We start from the raw sequence: 23,337 nt of genomic DNA on the forward strand, positions 1-23,337 counted from the left end.
TCCTAGAATCACCGGCTCGGTGGCCCGGCAAGACAACCGCCGGAATCGGCCGCCCCAAGCCAAGCCCCCCGGAGACACACACCCGCCATGGACCGCTGGACCGAAATCGCCCTGCTCGTGCAGATCGCCGATGCCGGCAGCCTGAGCCGCGCGGCCGAGGCGCTGGGCCTCTCGAACGCCGCCGCGAGCCGCCACCTGAGCGCGCTCGAAGCCCGACTCGGCGCGCGGCTGGTGGAGCGCAACACGCGGCGGCTTTACCTCACCGAGACCGGCCGCGAGTTCTGCGTGCGCGCCAAGTCGATCCTGGCCGACCTGGCCGATGCCGAATCGACGGTGAACGCCACGGCGCTCAATCCGACCGGCGTGCTGCGCATCACGGCCTCGCTCTCGTTCTCGATCCACCACATCGCGCCGCTGCTGCGCGAATACACGCAGCGCTACCCGGGCGTGACGGTGCATGTGGAGGCGGCCAACCGCTACTTCGACCTGATCGACAACAACATCGACGTGGCGATCCGCACGCGCGAGTACGAGCCCGATTCGAACGTCACGATCCGCCGGCTGGGCGAGACGCGGCGCATCCTCGCGGCGTCGCCGCGCTACTTTGCGCAGCACGGTTTTCCGAAGACGCTGGACGACCTCAAGCAGCACAAGCTCTTGATCTACACGCACGCCAACAACCCCAACGAGCTGCGCTTCACGCGCAAGGGCGAGACGCACACGGTGTCGATCGCCGGCCTGCTCGAATCGAACGACGGCCAGGTGCTGCGCGCCGCCGCGCTCGACGGCATGGGCATCCTGGTGCAGCCGACCTACATCGTCTACGAAGACATCGTGGCCGGCCGCCTCGTGCCCACGCTGGACGACTGGGACCTGCCGCACCTGACCATCAACCTGGCGTACCCGAGCCGCAAGCACCTGTCGGCGAAGGTGCGCAGCTTCATCGACTTCATGGCGGCCCACTTCCAGAAAATGGACTACGAGCGCAAGTGGACCAGCCACTTCGGCAGCCACTGACACGGCCTTTCACCCAAAGATGTGCGTAAACGCACATCCCGCTTTCTGGCAGGTCCGCACACTGGAACCGCAACCGCCGCATTCCGTGGCGGACCCTTCCTTTTTCAAGTTCCAAGGATCTGCCATGAACACCGTAGCCACCAACACCTCGCGTGCGCCGATCGAATCGCCGTCGCTCGCCTCCTTCTCCCCCGCCGCGCAGGACGACGCCGGCAAGCTGCTGCTGCGCGTGACGATCGGCGTGCTCGTGCTGCTGCACGGCATCTTCAAGCTCTCGGCCGGGGTGGGCTTCATCGGCGGCATGCTGGCCAAGGCGGGCCTGCCGGGCGGGCTCGCCTACCTCGTGTACGTGGGCGAAATCGTGGCGCCGCTGCTGCTGATCGCCGGTTTCTGGACGCGTGCCGCCGCGGGCGTGATCGTCATCAACATGATCGTGGCCCTCGGCCTCGTGCACATGGCCGACCTGTTCGCGCTCACCAAGCAAGGCGGCTGGGCGCTGGAACTGCAGGGCCTGTACCTGTTCGGCGCGCTGAGCGTGGTGCTGCTGGGCGCGGGCCGCCTGAGCGTCGGCGGCACGAACGGACGCTGGAACTGATCCGCCGGTTCAGCCGGTGTCGCCGCGCACCTGCGAGACCATGAGCTCCAGGCGGGCGGCGTCGGCGACCAACAGCGCCTTGCCGTCCTTGCGCAGCACGCCGCTGCGCACCAGCACATTGAGCTCGCGCGTGACTTGCTCGCGGTTCGTGCTGATCTGGCTGGCCAACGCCGCATGCTTGGGGGCCGGCTCCAGCCGGGCCTGGTTGCCTTCGACGCCGGCGGCGCGCGCAAGGCGCAGCAGTTCGGCATGCAAGCGGTTCTGCACACCGAGGGTGCTCAGGTCGATCACACGTTCGGAGAGCTGGCGCACGAGCGACGCCAGCCGCTGCATCACCCGCTCGGCGACCAGCGGCTCGTCGCGCAGCAGGGCCATGAAGGCCGGGCGGTCGAGGCTGGCGACCACGCTGGGCTCCAGCGTCACCACGTCGGCGGAGCGCGGGCCGCCGTCGATGGCGGCGATGTCGCCGAAGTACTGGCCGGCCTCGGCATCGCGGAACGTCACCTGCCGGCCATTGGCCGAATAGGTCGTCACCCGCACCCGGCCCGAGACCAGCAGGAACACTTCACCCTGCTGCTCGGCGCGCAGCAGCAGCGGCTTGCCGGCCTCCACGCTGTGCCACAGGCACTGCCGGGCGAGCAGGTCCAGGCGCTGGTCGGAGAGGCCTTCGAGCAGCGCGATCTGGCGCAGCGCGAGGCTGGAGCGGGGGGTGGGTGGTTCGGGTGTGGCCATGCCGGTCGATCGAGGCGTCTGAGGCGCGCGCATTATGCTCGGGTGCCGCTTCGAACCCGTTCATGGACAGACGTTCCCCTCCCGCTCCCCGTTCCGCTTTTTCGCTGAGACCGCCGACACGGCGCAATCTTCGCTGGGCGAGCGGACTGGTGCTGATGGGCTACGTGACGGCTCACCTGCTGAACCATTCGCTGGGCATCTATTCCTTCGACCTTGCCGAGAGCGTGCTGCGCGTCGCGCAGAAGTTCTGGCACAGCCTGCCGGGCACCGTGCTGCTCTACGGCGCGGCCCTCACGCACCTCGCACTCGCCGTGATTGCGCTGTGGGAGCGGCGCACGTTGCGCATGCCGCCGCTGGAGGCCCTGCGCGTGCTGCTGGGTTTTGCGCTGCCGCTGCTCATCGCCACCCACCTGACTGCCATACGCGGCGCCTACGAGGCCTATGGCATCGACGGCTCCTATGTCCGCGTGGTCTGGGGGTTGTGGAGCCTGCCGGGTGCGGCCGCGCAGTTCAGCCTGCTGCTCGCGGCCTGGAGCCACGGCTGCCTCGGCCTGCACTTCGCGTTGCGGGCGCAGCCGCTGTATCGGCGCTTGTCTTACCTGCTGCTGGCCATCGCGGTGGTGCTGCCGCTGACGGCGGCGATGGGCTTCATCTCGATCGGGCGCGAGTTCCAGTGGACCGGCGTGCCGACCGTGCCGGTGCCTACGGCTTCGCAGGCGCAAGCCCTCGGCAAGGCCGAACAGAGCCTCAAGTGGCTCTATGTACTGGCGCTGCTCGCACTGCTCTCGGCACGCTGGGGGCGCAACTGGTTCGCACGCCTGTCGCGCCAGCCGTCCATCGCGCTGCGCTACCCCGACCGCACGGTGCAGGTGCCGCGCGGCTGGAGCGTACTGGAGGCGAGCCGTTCGCACGGCATCGCGCACGTGTCGATCTGCGGCGGCCGCGCGCGCTGCTCCACCTGCCGCGTGCGCGTGGTCGGCGCGCCCGAGCACATCGGCGAGCCGGGCCGGGACGAACAACGCACGCTCGAGCGCGTGCGCGCGCCGGCCGACGTGCGCCTGGCCTGCCAGTTGCGCCCGCAAGGCGACATCGAGGTCACGCCGCTCTTTGCGCCATTGCCCAACGAAGGCCGGCCCGCACCGGTCGGCAGCTTCGGGCGCGAGCGCGACGTGGCGATCCTCTTCGTCGACCTGCGCCGCTGGTCGGGCCTCTCGGAACGGCAGTGGCCCTTCGACCTCGCCTATGTGCTGGACCGCTACTTCGCCATCGTGGGCGCGGCCGTGCGCGAGAGCGGCGGCGTGCCCAACCAGTTCATCGGCGACAGCGTGATGGCGATCTTCGGCCTGGAGACCGACCTGCCCACCGCATGCAGGCAGGCGCTGCGCGCGACCACCCTCATCGCGCAGCGCATGGACGCGTGGAGCGAAGGCTTCGAAGCGCAGTTCGGGCAGCGCCTCGCGTTCGGCATGGGCCTGCATGCGGGGCGCGCGGCAGTCGGCGAAGTGGGCTACCTGGAGACCACCACCTTCACCGCCATCGGCGAAGTGGTGAACACCGCGAGCCGCTTGCAGGACCATTCGAAGACGGCCGCATCGCGCCTTGTCGTCTCGCTGTTCGCGGCGCAACAGGCCGGCGTTGCGGACACGATGGGCGCGTGCGAAACGCTCACCGTGCGAGGCCGCTCCGAGCCGCTTCAAGTGCTGTATCTGCAACCTGAAGTCCTTCCCGCGTAGTTGACGAAAGCGGTGCGCAAACGCACAGCGCGAACCACGATGCGGTTTCACACTGCATCCCGTGGCAACGACGAATGTCCGCCGCCCACACAGCAGTCATTCAAAGGGACTTTCATCATGAACACCAAGCAACTCATCGCTCTCTCCGCCGCCGCATTCGCCATGTTGGGCGCTGCGGGTGGCGCACATGCCGAAACCTACGAGGGCGTGCACGCGATCACCTCGGCCGCAGCCCGTGCCGATGTGCAGGCGCAAGCCGTGGTCACCGCACGCAGCGGCAACATCTATTCGGACGCTGCCGCCGAAGGCGTGACCATCGCCAATTCCACGCGCGACCGCAGCAGCGTGCGCGAAGAAGCCGTCGCCACCGCGCACGACCCACTGCAAAGCCTGGACAAGCGCGCGTTCTATCGCGACCAAGTGCCGTCGGCCTACAAGAAGCCCACGGTGTCGTTCACCCGCCAGGCCGGCCTGTAAGAACACCCTGCCGCGGCCCTGTCAGGGCCGCGCACCTTCCCACGCGTTCTGCAGCAGGGCACGAATCGCATCGCGCTCCAGCGGGCGCGGATTGGGGTACTGGTTCTCGAGCGCATGCGCGCAGGCCAGTTCGAGGTCCGCCTCCTTCATCCCGATGTCGCGCAATGCGACCGGCGCGCCGTTGTCGCGCGCGAGGTCGAACACGGCTTGCGCCGCGTTGCTTGCACCGAGTGCTTTCGCGATGCGCGCCATGGCTTCGGGCGCCGCTGCGGCGTTGTAGGCCAGCGCGTGCGGCAGCACGATGGTGTGCGTCTCCGCATGCGGCAGGTTGAAGCTGCCGCCCAGCGTGTGGCACAGCTTGTGGTGCAGCGCCATGCCGACGTTGCCGAGCACGGTGCCGCAGAGCCAGGCGCCGTAGAGCGCATCGCTGCGCGCGGCCGCATCCTGCGCCGAGGCACGGATCGCGGGCAGCGCGCGGCCCAGCGCGGCGATGCCCTCTTGCGCCATCAGATCCATGATCGGATTCGCATCAGTGGCATAGAGGCCTTCGGCGGCGTGCGCAATGGCGTTGATGCCGCTCGTCACGCTCATGCCGACAGGCAGGCTCATCGAGAGTTCCGGGTCGTAGATCACGGTGCGCGGCAGCACCTTGATGTCCTTGCCGGTCTTCTTCATGCCGGCTTCGGTGATGCCATAGATCGGCGTCATCTCGGAGCCCGCATAGGTGGTCGGTATCGCGAGGATCGGCAGGCCCGAGTCGAGCGCGATGGCTTTGCCGAGGCCGGTGGTCGAGCCGCCGCCGATGGCCACGGCGCAGTCGGCGCCCAGGCGCTGGGCCACCTCCCTCGCTTCGCGTGCGGTCTCGATGGGCACATGCATCACAGCCCGGTCGAACACGCCTGCCGCATGCGCACCCAGCATGTCGGCGATGCGCTCGGCCTGCGGGCGCTGTTCGGGCGTGGAGAGCACCAGCGCGCGGCGCGCGCCGAGCGCGTCGATCTCGCGCGCCAGGTGCTGGAGCGACCCCGCGCCGAAGACCACCCGTTGGGGAACGCTGTTGTAGACGAAGGATTGGACAGGCATCGCTCGATCTTTCGTGAAAAGGTGCGGGCGAGTGTCTACCCGCCTCGCGGGCGGTTCAACCATGCGGGTGGAAAGGAGTTTTCCACCCGCTACGGGTTCAGGCGCCCGCGGTCTTCCGCCCGCCGCCGGTGGCATTCACGATCAGCAGCAGGAAGCCGCCGGCCATCGCCACGTTCTTGAGGAAGTTGTTGAGCTGCCCCGTGAACTGCGCCGGATCGGCAGACCAGAACGCATGCGCCGTGAAGGCCGTGGCCAGCGTGAAGAGGGCCAGCGCGCTCGCCACCCATTGCAGGCGCCAGCCGGCGATCAGCAGCAGGCCGCCGCCGATCTCCAGCGCGATCGTCAGCGGCAGCACCACCTCGCCCATCGGAATGCCGAGCTTGGCGAAATAGCCGAGCGTCGCGCCATAGGTCATGAGCTTGCGCACGCCCGCGACCAGGAAGATCGCGGCCATCAGCACGCGGGCGGCCAGGGTCCAGCCGGAGGAAAGGCTCGTTGTCGTCGTTGTCGTTGCGGTCATTTCGTTTCTCCTGGGCGCTCGACGGCGCCTGTGAATTTCAATCGCCCCATGCAGAGCACCATCACGCAAGACAGCAGCGCCGGCACGGCCGCTGCGATGAAGAGCGCACTGTTCGTCCAGTGCAGCCCGATGAGCCAGCCCGCCAGCACCGGCCCCACGATGGAGCCCGCGCGGCCGATGCCCAGGCTCCAGCCCATGCCGGTGGCGCGCACCGTCGTCGGATACACGCTCGATGCCAGCGCGATGAGCGCGGGCTGCGCCCCCACCACGCAGAAGCCGCTCACCGTCACCACCGCGAGCAGCAGCGCCAACGGCAAGGCCGGCTGGCCGATGACGCCGATGGTCAGCACCGCGATCGCGAAGATCGGCACCAGCACGCGGTAGAAGCCGATGCGGTCGATCAGCGGCCCCATCGCCACCGTGCCGACCACGCCGCCCACCTGCAGCAGCGTGCCGACCAGCACCGCGGTGCCGCCGCTGTAGCCCGCTTCGGTCGCGATGGTGGGCAGCCAGTTCGCGAGGAAGAACAGGTTCAGCAGGTTCATGAAGTTGATGCCCCACAGCAGCAGCGTGGCCGGGCCGCGCCCTGCGCGAAACAGCTCGGCGACCGGGGCGCCGTCCTGCCTGGCTTCATGCACCACGTAGCGCGTGCCGGGGCCGATGCGCACTTCGGGCGCGATGCGTTGCAGCCAGCCCTGCACGCGGTCGAGCTTGCGCCCGCGCAGCACCAGGAACTGCATCGACTCGGGCATGTAGCGCCACATCAGCGCGGCAATGACAAGCGGCACGACGCCGCCGAACGCGAACACCGCCTGCCAGCCGCCGAGTGGAATGAGCATGGCCGATATCAGACCGCCGAGCACCGCGCCGCCAGTGAAGCCGCACGACACCCACATCATCAGCGTGACGCGGCGGCGCAGCGGGCTGTATTCGCTGGCCAGCGCACTCGCGTTGGCCATGATGCCCCCGAGGCCGATGCCGGTGATGAAGCGCATCGCGAGCAACTGGTCGAGCGTGCGCGTGAAAGCGGTCGCGAGCATGCACAGCGCGAAGAACACGGTGGCACCCAGCAGCACGGGCCGGCGGCCGATGCGGTCTGCACAGATGCTGAGCACCAGCGAGCCGATCAGCATGCCGAAGAGCCCAGCGCCGAACACCGGGCCGAGCGCGGCCTTGTCGATGCCCCAGGCGTGCACGATGGCGGGCGCGACGAAGCCCATCGCCTGTACGTCGAAGCCGTCCATCACCACCGCGCAGCCGACCAGCAGCAGGATCCATTTCTGGAAGCTGCTGACGGGGTGGCTGTCGATCAGCGCGGGGATGTCAATGGCGGTTGCGGCACCTCCACCACCTGCGCCGCCCGCGCTTGCTTCGAGCGAATCGGGGAATGCCTTCACGCCGCCGCCTCGTCGAGGCAGGTGGCGGCCGTCCATCCGTAGAGCCATTCGAGCGCGTCGTAGAAGCGCTCTTGGGGACGGCCTTTCCACATGCTGTTGCGCACAAGACGCTCGACGCCCTTGGCGTGATAGATGCGGCCCATCTCGCGCGCCGACAGCACCACGCGCGCAGTGCGTGCGACGCGCGAGCGCTCATACAGCGCGAGCGCACGGGGCCAGTCGCCACCTTCGCGGCGCAGCGCGAGGCCTAGCGTCACCGCGTCCTCGCAGGCCGTGCAGGCGCCCTGCGCGAGGTACTGCACCATCGGGTGCGCCGCATCGCCCAAGAGCGTCGCGCGGCCGAAGGTCCATTGCTCGATGGGATTGCGGTCGGCGGTTGAATAGCGCTTCCACGCCTTCGGGATGCGCAGCAGTTGCTGCACCTCTTCGCAGGTCGGACGGAAGTAGCGCTGCACCTCGGCCGGGTCGCCGTCCATCGAGCCCCACTCCTCGGGCTGGTCGCTGTGGAAAGTGACGGCGATGTTGAACTTGTCGCCGCCCTTGAGGGGGTAATGCACCAGGTGGCAGTTGGGGCCGACCCAGATGCACGGCGCGGTGAAGCGCAGCGCCTCGGGAAAGTCGGCGGTGTCGATCACCGCGCGGAACACCACATGGCCCGACACGCGGATGCTGTCGCCCACGTACTGCTGCCGCACCGCCGAGCGCACGCCGTCGCAGCCGATCACGGCCTGGCCCTCGTGCCGGCCGCCTTGCGCGTCGATGAGCGTCACGCCGTGGTCGTCCTGCTCGATGTGCACGACCTTGGTCGAGGTGAGGAACTCGATGCCGTCGGTCGTCTGCTTCACGCCTTCGAGCAGCGCGCCGTGGATGTCCGCGCGGTGGATCACCGCATAGGGGTTTCCGAAGCGCGCGCGGAACTTGTCCGAGAGCGAGATGCTCGCCACGCGCTTCGCGTCGATGGCATCGAACATCACCATCTCTTCGGTGTAGACCGCCTTGGCGCGCAGGTGCTCGCCCACGCCGAGCGCATCGCAGGCCGCGAAGGCGTTGGGGCTCAGCTGGATGCCCGCGCCGATCTCGCCGATCTGGCTCGCCTGCTCGATCACCTTCACGCGGTAGCCCTCGCGCACCAGGGCCAGCGCGGCGGCAAGGCCGCCGATGCCGCCACCGGCCACGAGCACGGGGCGGGTGTCTTTCGCGGCGCTCATGTCACTTCAACCCGAAGAGCTTGCGGGCGTTGTCGCGGCCGATCTTCTGGCGATCGTTCTCGCTGATCTCGCACCTGTCGAACCAGCGGGCCGCGTCCTCGTGCTTCTCGAAGGGATAGTCGACCGAATACATGATGCGGTCCGAGCCCACCTCGAGCATCGTCGACAGCAGCGTCGGCGTGCGGAAGTTGCCGCTGGTGGTGATGTGCACGTTGCTGCGCAGGTAATCACCGATCTCCTTGTCGCAGGGCATGCCGCGGCGGCCCTTGCGCAGGATGTGGTCGACGCGCCAGATGTTGAACGGAATGCCTTCGCCGAAGTGCCCGAGGATCATCTGCAGCGCAGGGTGGCGGTCGAACATGCCGCTGGACATGAGGCGCAGCGCATGGATGGCCGTCTCCATCGCGAAGGCCCAGGTCGGGCCGGTGAGCCAGTGCGCGCCGTCGTAGATCGGTTCGCGGGCCAGCAGCGGATCGCGCGGGTGCATGTAGAAGGGCTTCTTCAGCGCGGCGGCGGCGGTCCAGAAATCGTTGAAGCGCGCGTCGTCGTAATAAACGACGGTGTTCTCGTCACCAACCTGCGAGAAGCCGTTGACCAGGAAACCGTGAAAGCCCAGCTGATTCACGCAGCGCTCCAACTCGCGCGCGGCGGCCTCGGGGTCCTGCATCGGCAGCGCGGCGAATCCGCCGAAGCGTGCAGGGTGGCGCTTGATCTGCTCGGCCAGCACGTCGTTGGCGCGCTGTGCCACTTCGATGGCACGCTTCGCGTCGGGAATGCCCTGCACCGCCGGCGAATTGAGCGAGAGGATCGAGAACTCGGTGCCCCACTCGTCCATCTGCGCAAGGCGCTGCTGCTCGAAGTCGAGCAGGTTGCTCTTGAGGCCCTGCCACACCTCGGGGCGAGCGTAGACCTGCGAGTCGGCGATCGTGAGGTCGATCGCGAAATGCTCTTCCAGAGCGATCTTGTTTTTCATGGGGCGGTTACTCCGGTTTGATGTTGAGTTTGTCCAGCACGTCCTGCCAGGTCTTGCGGTCGTCGGCGATGTAGCGCGCCAGCTGTTCGGGGGTGCCGGGGCGCGGGTAGGTGCCCAGCTCGCGCGACTTGGCGACCACATCGGGCAGCAGCAGCGCCTCGTTCATGTCCTTGTTGAGCTTGGCGAGCACGAGCGGGTCGACACCTTTCTTCGCGATCACCGCGAACCAGCCGTGCGCCACCGCGCCGGGCACGGTCTTGCTCGCGAGCGGGAACGACTCCAGCCCCACCTCGACGCGGTCGCCCATGCTGGCCAGCACGCGCATGCGCCCGCCCTGCACGTTGCCCGCGACCACGTTGTAGGTCTCGACCATCATCTGGGTCTGTCCGCCGAGCGTGGCTTGCATCGCCTGCGCACCACCGGGGTAGTGCACTTCGAGGAACTGCGCGCCCGATTGCAGGCCGAGCAGTGCCGAGGCCAGATGCGGCGCCGTGCCGCGGCCGTTGTCCGCCACCTCGATGCCCTGTGGCCTGGCGCGCGCGGCAGCAATGAAATCGGCCAGCGTCTTGTAGGGCGAATTCGCCGGCACGGCGAGCATGAAGGGCGCCACGGCCGCGAGCGTGACCGGCACGAAGTCGCGGTTGAAGTCGTAGGTCACGCCCTTGATCGTGCTCGGTGCCACGGAAATCGCCGAGCCCTGCACGAAACCGAAGGTGTAGCCGTCGCTCTGCGCCGCGAGGATCGCGTTCATGCCGATCACGCCGCTGCCGCCGGGCTTGTTGTCGACGATCACGCCCTGCCCCCATTTCTCGCCGAGCTTGGCGCCCACGTGGCGGATCAGCACGTCGGGCGCCGACCCCGCGGGGAATGGCACCACGAAGCGCACGGCCTGCGTCGGCCACTTGGCCGCGGCGCCTTGTGCATGAGCCAGCGGCGCCGCCGAGAGAAGAGAAAGCATCACCGCGATAGCGCCTCTGCGCGTGGGTTCAAGGTTCATGGTCATCTCCGTTTTGCTTGATTATTCAAGTAATTGCGGCGGACTATATACTTGAATAATCAAGTACGTCTAGATGAAAACCCTTCCACAAGATCACGACCTCGAAAAGGCCATCCCGTTCCTTCTGGCGCGCGCCGGGGCCCGCATGGGCAATGCCTTTGCGAAGGCGCTGAAGCCCTACGGGCTCAGCCTGAGCGAATGGCGCGTGTGCGCCTCGCTGCAGCACACGCCGCGGCAAACGTTGTCGGAGCTGGCAACGCACGCCTCCACCGATCTGTCGGCGCTGTCGCGCATCGTCGACCGGCTGGTGGAACATGAACTGGCGGCGCGCGAGAAATGCGACACCGACAAGCGCGCGGTGCGCATTGCATTGACCGAGCGCGGCCTGGCGCTGACCTGCGAGCTGATCCCGCTCGCGCAGCACTACGAAGCGGTGGCGACCTCGGACTTCAGCGCGGCTGAAGTAAAGATGTTGCGCGCGATGCTGCTGCGCCTGTACGCCAACGCGACGCCGCTCGCCTGAGCGAGCGGGCGTCTTCCTTTTCTTTTTCTATCAGGCCGGCGAGACCTGTACCGTCGAGGCCGCGCGGCTCTCGGTGATCGCGAAGCGCACCGGCAGGAAGCGCTCGATCACCGCGCAGTTGGTGCGCGTGTGCTCCGTCACCTCGCTGCAGGTGAAGGCGCCAGCCTTCTTGCCCTGCCACGCCGCGAGCGCCAGCAGCAGCGCCAGCTGGTCGGCCAGGTGCGGGCCGACCGCCGCCTCGCTCTTCTGGAACTCGCGCAGTTCCTTCACCAGGCCATGCGCCACTTGCTCGGCACTGAGCGCCTTCTCGCCGAAAGCCGTAAACACCTCGGTGACGTGCTCGTAGGCCAGCGTGGCCAGCAGCGCATTGCCCGGCCCTTCGTTCTGGCGCGCCGTGCCGAAGCGAAGCTGCTCGCCCGACCATCCCATCGCACCACCGAGCGTTTCGAGTTCGCGCGTCGGCACGTGGCGCGGCAGGCCCGGCGCCAGGCATTCTGCATAGCCCGACTGCAATGCGCCGCGCGCCACCAGGTCGAAGGACTGCAGCGCGCCCGCTGCCGGCACGATGACTGCTTCAACCTCGCCGCCGCCGGCCGGATAGAAGCCGCAGCGGCGCAGCGTCAGTTGCAGGTCCGCGCCCAGCCGGCGCACCAGCGGTACGAAGGCCCGCTCCAGGAAATGGAACGGTGGCGCCATCGGGTTGTGCGTGCCGCCGCTCAGGCGCACCGTGCTTTGCGCACCAGCGAGCAGCAGCGGCGGAAGCACGGTCTGCAACACCAGCATGCAGCTGCCCGCGCTGGCAATCGCGAAGCGGTAATCGCCCGCGCGCACCGGGCCCGGCGTGAAGCGCAGCGACTGCGAGCCGAGCTCCGCGCCTTCCACCTGTGCACCGCTGATCTCTGCCGCGGCGTTCACGCACGCGAGATGCTGGCGCATCAGGCCGGGCTTGGCGCGGCCCGCGCGGATCTTCTCGATGGCGAGCGGCTGGCCCGTCACCACCGACAGAGCGAGGCTGGTGCGCAGGATCTGGCCGCCACCCTCGCCTTGGGAACCGTCGAGTTCGATCATGCGCGGACTCCTTCCTCTGCAGCCGATGCAGCCGCGTCGAAGCGCAGCACCGTCTCGCTGAGGAACGCATCGAGCCCCGCTTCTTCGGCTTGCGGCAGCGGCGTGATCGGCTCCGCGGCGTTGGCCGCCAGCTCGGCTTCGATGAACGCGTGGACGCCGGGCCAGCGCGGGCTGGTCGCGGCTTCACCGGCACGCATCTTCACTTCGAGCAGCGCGTTAATTTCTTCGATCAACGCGGCATCGCGCACGGCGCCGAGCGTGCGCTGCGCCAGTTCGGCAAAGCGCATCGGCGGTACGCCGGGCTGCGTGCGGATCCAGCGTGCGGCCAGCAGCGGGCGCAGCACATAGAGGTACTTCTTGTAGCGCACCTCGTCGGCCTGCAGGTGCTCCCGGAAGTTCTTCTTCGCCATCGAGGTGTAGTGGTGCCAGGCGCGCGCGTTCGAAAACACCGCCTCCGAGAGCGCGCGAAAACGCGGCATCGCCACCGTGTCGTCGCGGTACACGATGGGCGAGCGCAGCCATTCGAGCAGCGTCGGGTTCGACTCACGCATCAGGCCCAGCGCCTTGCGCAGGTCCCAGCCGTTGATGTCCAGGTCGCCGCTGATCGGCACCTCGATCACATCGCGCCGCGGCGCCACCGTGAGATACCACGGCAGGCGGTTCACGTAGATGAAGCGCACGTCGTAGTCGCTGTCGGGCGAGGCGAACCCCCAGCCACGGCTACCGGATTCGCAGGCGAAGAGGACGGTGACGTCATGGCGCGCTTCGATGGCGCGCAGGTTGGCCATGATCTCCTCGCGCATGGCGGGGTCGATGGGGTGGGCGGAACGGAGGAACTCCTTTTGTTCTTCTTTTTGCATGATCGAAATCTCGTTGTTGTTTGTCGTTTTGTCAGTCTGTCTGGCTTGCTATCGCGACGGCCAATGTGCGCCGGCGCGGGTTCCATACGGTAAAGCACCAGATGCCCCACCACTCCTTGCCGGCATCGAAGTAGTCGCTCCAGGTGCTGCGTTCGGGCTCACGCTCCGGGTCTCCGACCCAGTCGAGCACGGCGATTTCCTCGTCTGGCAACAGGCCCGTGCATCGGCAGAAGCGCGGAAACAACTCCGCCCGCTCTGCTTCGTCGGCTACATGCAGTGTGTACGGCGGATCGCCGAAGGCCTGGCAAAACCATTCGAACCACGAGACCTCCGCGAGATCGCGCGTATACGCGACGCGGTGCAGCGGCGCGAAGCTTTCGGCGGCGATCACCGCCGATGCATCGAGCGACGTGGCGCGCGCGGTATCGACATCGAATGCAAGGCTCGCGGTCAGCTTTGCAGCGAGCGAAGGATCGCGCGCGATCGCCTCCTGCCGGTAGCGCTCGGCGAACGCCGCGATGTCGCCGCACAAGAGACGCAGGGCTGCGCGATGGTGTGCCTCACCGACATCGGCGACATCCGCAGCGACGCCATGGACAGCGAACTCGAAGCCCGAGCCGACACGCTGCAGCGTTTCGCGCAATGCGACCACCTCGGCCTCGTCTTTCGGCGCAAGCGCCTGCAGCTTGATTTCCTCGCGGCTTGGCATGTGGTTTTTCATGATTCGTTGCTCCACAGCTTTTCGTTCTGCTCGATGGCATCCAGCATCCGGCTCCGTCGATCCTCATCCTGGCCCTCTCGTGCCGGCCTCGACGGACGGCTTCCTAACCTTTCACGCAAACCACCTGCTTGAGCGTGTAAACCACCTCCACCAGGTCCTTCTGCGCCTCCATCACCGCGTCGATGTCCTTGTAGGCCATCGGGATCTCGTCGATCACGTCGGCGTCCTTGCGGCATTCCACGCCTTCGGTCGCGGCGATCTGGTCGGCGATGGTGAAGAGCTTCTTCGCCTTCGTACGGCTCATCTTTCGACCGGCGCCGTGGCTGCAGCTCATGAAGCTCTCGGGGTTTCCCTTTCCGCGCACGATGTAGCTCTTGGCTCCCATGCTGCCGGGGATGATCCCGAGTTCGCCGGCCTTCGCGCTCACCGCGCCCTTGCGGGTCACGAGCACGTCTTCGCCGAAGTGCGTCTCGCGGCTCACGTAGTTGTGGTGGCAGTTCACCGCTTCCACATGCGCCTCGAAAGGCTTCGCGATGACCTTGCGCGCGGCCGCGACCACGCGCTGCATCATCACTTCGCGGTTCGCACGCGCGAACTTCTGGGCCCAGCCCACCGCGCGCACGTAGTCACCGAAGTACTGGGCGCCTTCCTCGAAGTACGCCAGGTCCTGGTCGGGTAGGTTGCGCTGGTGCAGCTCGGCGTCCTTCTTCGCGAGTTCGATGAAGTGCGTACCGATGGCATTACCCACGCCGCGCGAACCCGAATGCAGCATGAACCACACGGCGCCCGCTTCGTCGAGGCACACCTCGATGAAGTGGTTGCCGGTACCCAGCGTTCCCAGGTGCTTGTGGTTGTTCGTGTTCTTGATGCGCGGGTAGTCCTCGCAGATCGCATCGAACTCGTCCACCAGCTTGGCCCAGGCGGCGTCGGTTTCGTCGGGCGGCGTTTCCCACGAGCCCTTGTCGCGGCCCATGCGCTTGGGGTTCGATCCATGCGGCACGGCCTTCTCGATCGCCGAACGCAGCGGACCCAGGTTGTCGGGCAGGTCGCGTGCGTTGAGCGTGGTCTTGCAGGCCATCATTCCGCAGCCGATGTCCACGCCGACGGCGGCGGGGATGATGGCCTTGAAGGTCGGGATCACCGAACCCACGGTCGCACCGATCCCGTAGTGCACGTCGGGCATGGCCGCGATGTGCTTGAACACGATGGGCAGGCGCGCGGCGTTCTCGAGCTGCTTTTGCGCTTCGTCTTCCACGGGCACGCCGTTCGTCCACATCTTCACGGGGACGCCGTTGGGGACTTCGTGCAGTTTGTAGTTCGTCATTTTTCTTTCCCTATCTATCTATTCTTGCAATCGACAAAAAAGCAGCGACAAAAATCGACGAAACAGTCGTGCTCTGGCCACTGAGCTACGGCCTTTCGACCGGCGGGATTCGAACCCGCGACCCCGAGCGTTGGAGGCTGTAGTTCCGTCAGCATTCGCTGCAAAAAACAGTGCGACAAAGATGACAAGACGTAGACCACGCCGGAGAACCGGCGCCGGGATTCGAACCCTGGTCACACCAGATGTAGTCCTGCCTGCATTCGCACAACAACTTTCATCCCCGTTCGGCGACCAACAGTCGATGCGAGGAAGAACATGGTTGGATGTACTCGCATCTGCATTCGCCGAACGACGACGTTCAATTTCTTTTTTCTCGGATCGGGCACCGCAGGCCAAGGCCCACGGCACCCTCTCTCTTTTCTCTCAGATCGAAGTCTCTTCGATCACACCCACCCAGTGGTCGGCGCCCAGGCCACCCGCGGCATACACCGCCAGCAGCTTGAACACTTCGTCGCTGAAGCCGCCGATGTTCAGCACATCGTCACGCTCCTGCGCCTGGGTGGTCGCATAGGGCTGGATGTCGATGCACACCAGCCGCGCCTTCGGGTTGCGCTCCTTGAACGCCGCCCATTCCTGCATCGTTGCAGTACCGCGGCCGCGGGCACGGTCGGCCCACGATTCGTTGTCCGACACCAGCACCACCAGATCGGCCTTGGCCTTCTCCTTGTTCAGCAACGCCAGCGGCGCGCTGCACGAGGTTCCACCGCCGCCCACCGCTGCAAGCTTGGCCGCGTTGGTCATCACCGAATCGCGCGGATTCAGCTTCAGCGAAACCACCTTCGTCTCGAAGGGCAGCACACGCGCATCCGCATTGCGGCGCAGCACGGCGGCAGCCACCAGCGCGGCCACGTCAATGCATCGCACCGCCGAGGTCGCCGAGCCGCGGTGACCCGTCACCGGCGAGCTCATCGAGCCCGACACATCGGGGCACACCACCACACGGCCCTCGAACACCGGCACGTTGGCCAGCGCGAGCTCCATCGCGTCCTGCAGCGCTTCCTTCACCACGTGCGGCACCTCGGCGCCGGTTGCGGTGTAGACCGCCATCAGTTGGTACGGCAGCACACGCGCCTTGGCCACTGCCTGCGGGTCACGCAGCTTGGCGGCGACCGCCTCCGCGAGGCCCGGCAGCGCGAACACGCCGTGGCGCGCAAAGGTGTTCAGGTTCTGACGCACCATCTGCCACGATCCACGCTGCGCGATCTGCGCCCAGGCCTGCGTATCCAGCTCCAGCGCGGTCAGCATCTGGAACGGCACGTCCGGAACCTCGAGCGAACGGTCGCGCTTGAAGCGTTCGAAGGCCTGCGTCACCGGAGGCAGTGCCTCCAGCGCATACGGACGATCGATCAACCATGCGAACCACGCGGCGCGCCAGGCTTCGGCGGGCTTGGGGTGAACCATCTTCACCACGTCGGCCAGCGAAGGCGTGTTGCCCACCGAGGCGTTCAGCAGTTGCGCCTCGGACGCTTCCAGCAGCCATTGCTGCACAAGCTTCTTCGGACGCGTACCGAGCGACTTGCGGCCCACGGCACCCGAACGCAGCATCTGCACGAAGTTGCGCAGCATCTTGCCGTTGTCCACCACGCGGTCGAACACCTTGGCGAGCAGCGACACATCGCGCACCGCCAGCGTCGCGGCCAGCAGCGCGGGCATGTCCTTCATGTGGCCGGCGCGGCGTGCGTACACGGCCGTCTTGGCAACGAACACCGGATCGACTTCGCGGGCCAGGGCCAGCACGGCGTCGAGCTGGTCCTGCGCTTGTGCGTAGAAGGTGTTGTTCAGGCAACCGGTCGCGGCGAGTTGCGCCAGCCGGTGCTTGGGCGACAGTGCGTAAGCCATGCCACCCGCTTCGTTGAGCGCGGTGGCCGAAGGCAGCAGCGCGCCGCGCTGGGTCTGGAAGAGTTGAAGGTTGGCCATGTGACTTCTCCTTGTGGGGGTTCTTTTTTGTTCGTTCGTTTCTTGAATGTGTGATCCTTATTGCAACGGGTGTGCCAGCTTCGGTCCGCTTGCCGGAAAAACCTCTCAAGCCATTGATTTGATTAGGTTTTTTCAGATGCAGCGACCATTTTCCTGCTTGCCAATGGCGATGAACTTCTTAGATTCTTATAATTTTGGATAGCTATTTATCCAATCAATGAAGAAAAAGCCCATCGTCGTCATCGGCTTCCTCGGCACCCAGCTCGATGCCGGCCAGGGCGCGGGCCGCTGGAACAAGTGGCGCCCCACGGTCTCGCTGGCCCAGCACGAGGACATGGTCGTCGCGCGCATGGAGTTGCTCTACACGCTGCGCCACAAGGCGCTGGCCGAAGTGGTGAAGGCCGACATCGCCACCGTGTCGCCCGAGACCACCGTCAACCTCGTGCCGCTCGACCTCGAGGATCCGTGGGACTTCGGCGAGGTCTACACGCGCCTGTACGACTGGGCGCGCACCTACACCTTCGACACCGAGCGCGAGCAGTACTGGACGCACATCACCACCGGCACGCACGTCGCGCAGATCTGCATGTTCCTGCTGTCGGAATCGCGCGTGGTGCCGGGCGTGCTCGCGCAGACCTCGCCGCCGAAGAAGCAGCGCGAGGGCGAGGCCGGCAAGTGCACGCTGATCGACCTGGACCTCTCGCGCTACGACGTGATCGCGCGGCGCTTCGATGCGGAGCAACGCGATGCGGTCGCGTTCCTCAAGAGCGGCATCGCCACGCGCAACGCGCGCTTCAATGCGCTCATCGACGAAATCGAACGCGTGGCCGTGCGCTCGCGTGCGCCGATCCTGCTGGTCGGGCCGACGGGCGCCGGCAAGTCGTTCCTGGCCCGGCGCATGTTCGAGCTGAAGCAGGCGCGCCACCAGATGACCGGGCCGTTCGTCGAAGTGAACTGCGCCACGCTGCGCGGCGACGGCGCGGCCTCCACCCTGTTCGGGCACAAGAAAGGCTCGTTCACCGGGGCCGCGAGCGATCGCCCCGGCCTGCTGCGCACGGCAAACCAGGGCGCGCTGTTCCTCGACGAAATCGGCGAGCTCGGACCCGACGAGCAGGCGATGCTGCTGAAGGCCATCGAAGAAAAGCGCTTCTTTCCCGTGGGCGCCGACAAGGAAGTGGAGAGCGACTTCCAGCTGATCGCCGGCACCAACCGCGACCTGCGCAGCGATGTGGCCGAAGGCCGCTTCCGCGAAGACCTGTTCGCGCGGATCAACCTCTGGACCTACGATCTGCCCGGCCTCGCGCAGCGGCCCGAGGACATCGAGCCGAACGTCGATCACCTGCTGGCCCTTCACGCGGCCGAGAACCATCGCGTGGTGCGCTTCAACGCCGAGGCGCGCTCGGCCTATCTGCGCTTTGCGCAGAGCGGCGAGGCGATCTGGAGCGGCAACTTCCGCGACCTGTCGGCGAGCGTGACGCGGCTCGCGACGCTGGCGGATGGCGGGCGGATTCCGGTGGCGCTGGTCGAGGCGGAGATTGCGCGACTGCGGTGGCTGTGGAAGCGCGGCGCGCCGGCCACGGCGAGCAGCGGCGATGTGGATCTGGATGCGCTGCTTGGCGAAGAGCGTGCGGCGGCGCTCGACCTGTTCGACAGGCTGCAGCTCGAAGCTGTGGTGCGCGTGTGCAAGCAGGCGCGCAGCCTCTCCGATGCGGGGCGGCAACTCTTCCAGGCATCGCGCGCACAGCGCACCGTGGTGAACGATGCGGATCGCCTTCGCAAGTACCTTGCCAAGCACGGCATCGAATGGGGCCGCATCGCGGAAGGCTGAGCTATCCTCCGCGCCGATGAGCACTCCTGCGCGCAACGTCCTCTTCATCTGCAGCCGCAACCAATGGCGCAGCCCCACCGCGGAACAACTCTGGCGCCGGCATCCGCTGGTCTCGGCGCGCTCCGCGGGCACCAGCCCGAATGCGAGGCACAAGGTCTCGTTCGACGACATCGAATGGGCCGACGTCATCCTCGTGATGGAAGAAAAACACAAGTCGCGGCTCGTGGCCGAGTTCACGCGGATGCTGGAAGGCAAGCCGATCCACGTGCTCGACATTCCCGACGAATACAAATACATGGACCCCGAGCTGGTCGAAGAACTCCAGCGCTCGGTCGGGTCCATCCTCGAAATCGATTGAATCCAATGACAGAGATCTACATCAGCACCGACGTCGAGTCCGACGGCCCCATCCCCGGCCCGAACTCGATGCTCAGCTTCGGCTCGGCCGCCTACACGGCCGACAAGCAACTCATCTCCACCTTCAGCGCCAACCTCGAAACCCTGCCCGGCGCCGAGGCCGACCCCAAGACCGCCGCATGGTGGCAAACGCAGCCCGAAGCGTGGGCCGGGTGCCGCACCGACCTGCAGGACCCGGCGCGCGCCATGAAGAACTACGTGACCTGGCTCAAGGGCCTGCCCGCGCGGCCGGTGTTCGTGGCCTACCCGGCGGGCTTCGACTTCCTGTTCGTCTATTGGTATCTCATGCGCTTTGCGGGCGAAAGCCCGTTCAGCCACTCGGCGCTCGACGTCAAGTCGTTCGCGATGGCGATGCTCAGGCTCGACTACCGCGACAGCACCAAGCGCGCGATGCCCAAGCGCTGGTTCGACAAGCTGCCGCACACGCACATCGCGCTGGACGACGCCATCGAGCAAGGCGCCCTCTTCTGCAACATGCTCGCGGAAAACCGCCGGGCCGCGGGCCAGCCATGACCACTCCGGTCCGCCGCTGGTGGAAGCTCGCGCTGTGCGCCGTGCCGCTGTTCCTCGGCGGCTGCGTGCAGTCGATGTTCTATTACCCCGACCGCGTGCGCTACGAGACGCCCGATGTTCTCGGCCTGCGCTACGAGAGCGTGCAGTTCCAGAGCGCCGACGGCACGCGCCTGGCCGGCTGGTTCATTCCCGCCGTGGGCCGGCAGAACAACCCGAAGGAGGCCAAGGGCACCGTGGTTCATTTCCACGGCAATGCGCAGAACATGTCGACGCACTGGCGCTTCGTGGCGTGGTTGCCGAAGCAGGACTACAACGTGTTCGTGTTCGACTACCGCGGCTACGGCGAGTCCGAAGGCGAGCCGGAGCCCAAGGGCGTGTTCGAAGACTCGAGCGCGGCACTCAGCTACGTGCGCTCGCGCGGCGATGTCGATGCGCAACGCCTCTTCGTCTTCGGGCAAAGCCTGGGCGGCACCAATGCAATCGCGGTCGTCGGTTCGGGCAACCGGGCCGGCGTGAAAGCCGCGGCGATCGAATCGACTTTCTATTCGTATTCGTCCATCGCAAACGACAAGCTCCCGGGCGCGGGCCTGCTGGTGAGCGACAGCCATGCGGCATCGAAGTACGTCGCGGCCATCTCGCCGATTCCGCTGCTGCTGATCCACGGCACGGCCGACAACGTGATTCCCCATGCGCATTCGCAGCGGCTCCTGGCCGATGCACGCGAGCCCAAGCGGCTGATCGAAGTACCGGGCGCCGGCCACCTCGAGCCGATGTCTTCGCCGCGCTTGGGCACCACCTACCAGCAGGCGCTGGCGGATTTCTTCGACGCCTCGCTGCGTTCGCCCAACCCATGAAGCACTTCGACGAAGCCGCCACCCGCGCGCCATTGGGTTTCGAAAAGCTCGTGCCCGCATTGCGCGCGGCCTTCGCTGCCGAAGCGCAGGTGCCGCCGCGTCACGTGCACAGCATCGAGACCGCGGGCGCAGACAAGGGCACCGTGCTCATCATGCCGGCGTGGAGCGATGCGGGATTTCTCGGCATCAAGACCATCAACATCTTTCCCGGCAACAGCGCGCGCGGCCTGCCCGGCCTGCATGCGACGTATGTGCTGTACGACGCGCGCACCGGCGTGCCGCTGGCAATGATGGACGGCAACGAGATCACCGCACGCCGCACCGCCGCGGCTTCGGCGCTCGGCGCCTCGTTTCTCGCGCGAGGCGATGCGCGCCGGCTGCTGGTGCTGGGCACCGGCCGCATCGCCCGCATGCTGCTGGCCGCGCATGCGAGCGTGCGGCCCATCGACGAAGTGGTGATGTGGAACCACCGGCCCGAAGGCGCCGAGGCGCTGGCCGCGCAACTGCGCGCCGAGGGCTGGAACGCGCAAGCCACGGTCGATCTGGAAGCGGCCGTGCGCAATGCCGACATCGTCAGCTGCGCCACGCTGGCCACCGCACCGCTGGTGCGCGGCGAATGGCTCGCGCCGGGCTCGCACCTCGACCTGATCGGCAGCTTCACCCCCGCAATGCGCGAAGCCGATGCGCAGTGCTTCGCCGGCGCACGCACCTTCATCGACACGAACGAGGCCCTGCAGAAATCGGGTGACCTGCTCGATGCGATCGCGGCCGGCACCCTGCGCGCGCAAGCGGTGCAAGGCACGCTCGCCGACCTGTGCCGCGGCGAGCGCGCGGGCCGCGGCAGCGACGCGGAACGCACCGTGTTCAAGGCCGTCGGCAGCGCGCTCGAAGACTTGGCTGCCGCCACGCTGGTGTGGCAGCACGCAACGGCCTGACGCCTCCCTTCATTTCAGGGTAAGTCCTCATCGTTCGGCGGGGTCGGCGCCCCATCTATGGGTCATGCGCAAGGGAAACTCCATGGAACGAAGAACAGAAGCGTTCGCCGCCGGAAAGCCGGCCGATCGACCCGTTCATGGCACGAAACTTGAAAGCAGCAACAGGACCCGGCGTTGGACGACAGGCGCATACGTCATACGGCTGATAGCGCCCGACGCCGAGTAGCACTAATCTGCCAATGCGTTGAAATCAGAGAGGCAACCGCATGCTCACCATCCTTCAGAAAGCCAACATCCTCCGCAAGGTGGGGTTCGATGTGCCGGCGCGCCCGGACGACGATCTTTCGACCCACGCAGTGACCGGATCGGCCGTCAAGCCCGAAGGCATTTCCCAGAAGGCGCATGACTGGGCCAAGGCCATCGAGACCTTGTACGTGGCCTACGTGGCAGCCCGCGCCGCCAAGAGCCTGCGCGACTCCGAGGAAGTGCGGCAAACCGCGATGCTGCAGAAGCTTTCTTCGAAGGCTTACGCCTGAGGCGCTGAGGCATCGAGCCCTTCGCATCGCTACGCAAGCGATGCAAGCCGGCCCCGCTCACCGGTCTTTCGAGCCAGCGCGCCAGGTGCCGCGGCATGAGAGGCTGCTCGGCCGCCACAATGGCCGCTCCGCTCGGAGCGGCCGATAAAACGTGGGAACATCGATGCGGCGCTCGAAACGGGTGCGCAGCTGCCGCAGGCCGGCGGCCATGCCCCGATATCGAAACGCCGATCCGAACCTCGTCGCCATCTCGCTTGCCGCGACAGAACCCTTTTCAAGGCGCAGTTGCGCGCCCCGCAGAACAATGATCGATATCGTCAGTGCGACCAGATTGCCTGAGGCCGAGTTTTGGGCCAATTCGGCGCTCGGGCAATCGCTGCGTCGGCTCAGTTTCGATGGCCGCTTGAGACCGCGCGTGAGCTTCGAGAATCGGCGGGGTTTGCCCGATGTCTTCAACAGCGCGCTCACGGCGGCCGATGCCAATGACATGCTCGTCTTCATTCACGACGATGTCTGGCTGGACGACTTCTTCCTGGCCAATCGCGTCTCGGACGGGTTGCGCGCCTACGACGTCATCGGCCTGGCGGGCAATCGACGCCTGCCGAAGCACCATGTGAGCTGGAACTACATCGACATCAACCTGACCTGGGACGATCTGGCGAATCTCTCGGGAATCATTGCCCATGGGCTGCAGCCGTTCGGCCACATCGACTGCATGGGTTCGGTGCCGGCCGACTGCGAGTTGCTGGACGGCGTTTTCCTGGCAGCGAACCGGCACACCCTGCTGGCGAAATCCGTGCAGTTCGATCCGCGATTCGACTTCCATTTCTACGATATCGACTTCTGCAGAACTGCGCGCCAGCAGGGGTTGCGGCTGGGAACATGGCCGATTTCCGTGACGCATCAAAGCGATGGCGCCTTCGGAGGCGAGCCATGGCGAAAGCTCTATGAGGTCTATGTGCAGAAGTGGGGCGAACAGACGTCGGCACTTCGCAACTGACGAGGTGCGCGAGACGTCGGCTCGCATCGGACGCTGAAGACGCGTTCAG

At 66.6% G+C, this 23,337-nt stretch carries 24 protein-coding genes; 12 read left to right on the forward strand and 12 right to left on the reverse strand.

Annotated elements, in window-relative coordinates; translation table 11 throughout:
- The first annotated feature begins 87 nt into the window (after positions 1-87).
- Positions 88-1,017, forward strand: coding sequence for a LysR family transcriptional regulator (locus J2W23_RS12855; protein ID WP_176659190.1), 930 nt, complete (start codon positions 88-90; stop codon positions 1,015-1,017).
- A gap of 124 nt (positions 1,018-1,141) precedes the next feature.
- Positions 1,142-1,612, forward strand: coding sequence for a DoxX family protein (locus tag J2W23_RS12860; protein ID WP_307649004.1), 471 nt, complete (start codon positions 1,142-1,144; stop codon positions 1,610-1,612).
- A gap of 9 nt (positions 1,613-1,621) precedes the next feature.
- Here J2W23_RS12860 and J2W23_RS12865 read toward each other — a convergent pair whose 3' ends face one another.
- Complete coding sequence (locus J2W23_RS12865; protein WP_307649005.1) at positions 1,622-2,344, reverse strand: Crp/Fnr family transcriptional regulator; 723 nt, start codon at positions 2,342-2,344, stop codon at positions 1,622-1,624.
- A gap of 62 nt (positions 2,345-2,406) precedes the next feature.
- Between J2W23_RS12865 and J2W23_RS12870 the strand changes: the two genes are divergently transcribed.
- Both J2W23_RS12870 and J2W23_RS12875 read left to right on the forward strand, forming a co-directional pair.
- Positions 2,407-4,077 carry an adenylate/guanylate cyclase domain-containing protein gene (locus J2W23_RS12870; RefSeq protein WP_307649006.1) on the forward strand — a complete coding sequence of 557 codons (1,671 nt, stop codon included), beginning with the start codon at positions 2,407-2,409 and terminating at the stop codon, positions 4,075-4,077.
- Between the two features lie 117 nt (positions 4,078-4,194).
- On the forward strand, positions 4,195-4,554 hold the full coding sequence (locus J2W23_RS12875; RefSeq protein ID WP_307649007.1) for an alpha/beta hydrolase: 360 nt from the start codon (positions 4,195-4,197) through the stop codon (positions 4,552-4,554).
- A 21-nt stretch (positions 4,555-4,575) separates the two neighbouring features.
- Here J2W23_RS12875 and J2W23_RS12880 read toward each other — a convergent pair whose 3' ends face one another.
- The 6 genes from J2W23_RS12880 to J2W23_RS12905 form a co-directional block, all read right to left on the reverse strand.
- On the reverse strand, positions 4,576-5,637 hold the full coding sequence (locus J2W23_RS12880) for a maleylacetate reductase (protein WP_307649008.1): 1,062 nt from the start codon (positions 5,635-5,637) through the stop codon (positions 4,576-4,578).
- A gap of 97 nt (positions 5,638-5,734) precedes the next feature.
- Complete coding sequence (locus J2W23_RS12885; protein WP_307649009.1) at positions 5,735-6,157, reverse strand: DoxX family protein; 423 nt, start codon at positions 6,155-6,157, stop codon at positions 5,735-5,737.
- Positions 6,154-7,602 (reverse strand): MFS transporter, encoded by a 1,449-nt coding sequence (locus J2W23_RS12890; protein WP_307649010.1) that lies wholly within the window; start codon positions 7,600-7,602, stop codon positions 6,154-6,156. Before J2W23_RS12890 ends, J2W23_RS12885 begins: the two co-directional genes overlap by 4 nt.
- Positions 7,551-8,762 carry a 3-hydroxybenzoate 6-monooxygenase gene (locus J2W23_RS12895; RefSeq protein ID WP_307649011.1) on the reverse strand — a complete coding sequence of 404 codons (1,212 nt, stop codon included), beginning with the start codon at positions 8,760-8,762 and terminating at the stop codon, positions 7,551-7,553. Before J2W23_RS12895 ends, J2W23_RS12890 begins: the two co-directional genes overlap by 52 nt.
- A gap of 1 nt (position 8,763) precedes the next feature.
- Complete coding sequence (locus J2W23_RS12900; RefSeq protein ID WP_176659182.1) at positions 8,764-9,735, reverse strand: amidohydrolase family protein; 972 nt, start codon at positions 9,733-9,735, stop codon at positions 8,764-8,766.
- Between the two features lie 7 nt (positions 9,736-9,742).
- A complete protein-coding gene (locus J2W23_RS12905; protein WP_307649012.1) occupies positions 9,743-10,732 on the reverse strand; it encodes a Bug family tripartite tricarboxylate transporter substrate binding protein in 990 nt (329 codons plus the stop codon).
- Between the two features lie 73 nt (positions 10,733-10,805).
- Here J2W23_RS12905 and J2W23_RS12910 point away from each other — a divergent pair, with 73 nt between their 5' ends.
- The gene (locus J2W23_RS12910; RefSeq protein WP_307649013.1) at positions 10,806-11,255 is read left to right on the forward strand and encodes a MarR family winged helix-turn-helix transcriptional regulator; all 450 of its coding nucleotides are present in this window, start codon (positions 10,806-10,808) and stop codon (positions 11,253-11,255) included.
- Between the two features lie 30 nt (positions 11,256-11,285).
- On the opposite strand, the gene rtcA is transcribed toward J2W23_RS12910, so the two are convergent.
- The 5 genes from rtcA to J2W23_RS12935 form a co-directional block, all read right to left on the reverse strand.
- The gene (gene rtcA, locus J2W23_RS12915; protein ID WP_307649014.1) at positions 11,286-12,323 is read right to left on the reverse strand and encodes an RNA 3'-terminal phosphate cyclase; all 1,038 of its coding nucleotides are present in this window, start codon (positions 12,321-12,323) and stop codon (positions 11,286-11,288) included.
- Positions 12,320-13,183 carry a nucleotidyltransferase domain-containing protein gene (locus J2W23_RS12920; protein ID WP_307649015.1) on the reverse strand — a complete coding sequence of 288 codons (864 nt, stop codon included), beginning with the start codon at positions 13,181-13,183 and terminating at the stop codon, positions 12,320-12,322. The genes rtcA and J2W23_RS12920 overlap by 4 nt, the downstream gene beginning before the upstream one ends.
- Before the next feature lie 31 nt (positions 13,184-13,214).
- Positions 13,215-13,904, reverse strand: a complete 690-nt coding sequence (locus J2W23_RS12925) for a hypothetical protein (protein ID WP_307649016.1) — start codon at positions 13,902-13,904, stop codon at positions 13,215-13,217.
- Positions 13,905-14,007: 103 nt separating this feature from the next.
- On the reverse strand, positions 14,008-15,228 hold the full coding sequence (locus tag J2W23_RS12930) for an RtcB family protein (RefSeq protein WP_176659176.1): 1,221 nt from the start codon (positions 15,226-15,228) through the stop codon (positions 14,008-14,010).
- A 423-nt stretch (positions 15,229-15,651) separates the two neighbouring features.
- Complete coding sequence (locus tag J2W23_RS12935; RefSeq protein ID WP_307649017.1) at positions 15,652-17,205, reverse strand: vWA domain-containing protein; 1,554 nt, start codon at positions 17,203-17,205, stop codon at positions 15,652-15,654.
- 217 nt (positions 17,206-17,422) lie between these two features.
- Between J2W23_RS12935 and rtcR the strand changes: the two genes are divergently transcribed.
- The 7 genes from rtcR to J2W23_RS12970 all read left to right on the forward strand — a co-directional run bounded on the left by rtcR (position 17,423) and on the right by J2W23_RS12970 (position 23,288).
- Entirely contained in the window at positions 17,423-19,033 is a 1,611-nt protein-coding gene (gene rtcR, locus J2W23_RS12940; protein WP_307649018.1) for an RNA repair transcriptional activator RtcR, read from the forward strand.
- Positions 19,034-19,049: 16 nt separating this feature from the next.
- The gene (locus J2W23_RS12945; RefSeq protein ID WP_176659173.1) at positions 19,050-19,391 is read left to right on the forward strand and encodes a low molecular weight protein tyrosine phosphatase family protein; all 342 of its coding nucleotides are present in this window, start codon (positions 19,050-19,052) and stop codon (positions 19,389-19,391) included.
- 5 nt (positions 19,392-19,396) lie between these two features.
- Positions 19,397-19,963, forward strand: coding sequence for an exonuclease (locus tag J2W23_RS12950; RefSeq protein ID WP_307649019.1), 567 nt, complete (start codon positions 19,397-19,399; stop codon positions 19,961-19,963).
- On the forward strand, positions 19,960-20,817 hold the full coding sequence (locus tag J2W23_RS12955) for an alpha/beta hydrolase (protein ID WP_307649020.1): 858 nt from the start codon (positions 19,960-19,962) through the stop codon (positions 20,815-20,817). Before J2W23_RS12950 ends, J2W23_RS12955 begins: the two co-directional genes overlap by 4 nt.
- Positions 20,814-21,752 (forward strand): ornithine cyclodeaminase family protein, encoded by a 939-nt coding sequence (locus J2W23_RS12960; protein WP_307649021.1) that lies wholly within the window; start codon positions 20,814-20,816, stop codon positions 21,750-21,752. Before J2W23_RS12955 ends, J2W23_RS12960 begins: the two co-directional genes overlap by 4 nt.
- Before the next feature lie 266 nt (positions 21,753-22,018).
- Positions 22,019-22,288: a hypothetical protein gene (locus J2W23_RS12965; protein ID WP_176659169.1), complete on the forward strand. Its 270-nt coding sequence runs from the start codon at positions 22,019-22,021 to the stop codon at positions 22,286-22,288.
- Positions 22,289-22,592: 304 nt separating this feature from the next.
- On the forward strand, positions 22,593-23,288 hold the full coding sequence (locus J2W23_RS12970) for a glycosyltransferase (protein WP_307649022.1): 696 nt from the start codon (positions 22,593-22,595) through the stop codon (positions 23,286-23,288).
- Positions 23,289-23,337: the final 49 nt, after the last annotated feature.

It is taken from the genome of Variovorax boronicumulans (assembly GCF_030812215.1).
Lineage (GTDB): Bacteria > Pseudomonadota > Gammaproteobacteria > Burkholderiales > Burkholderiaceae_C > Variovorax > Variovorax boronicumulans_C.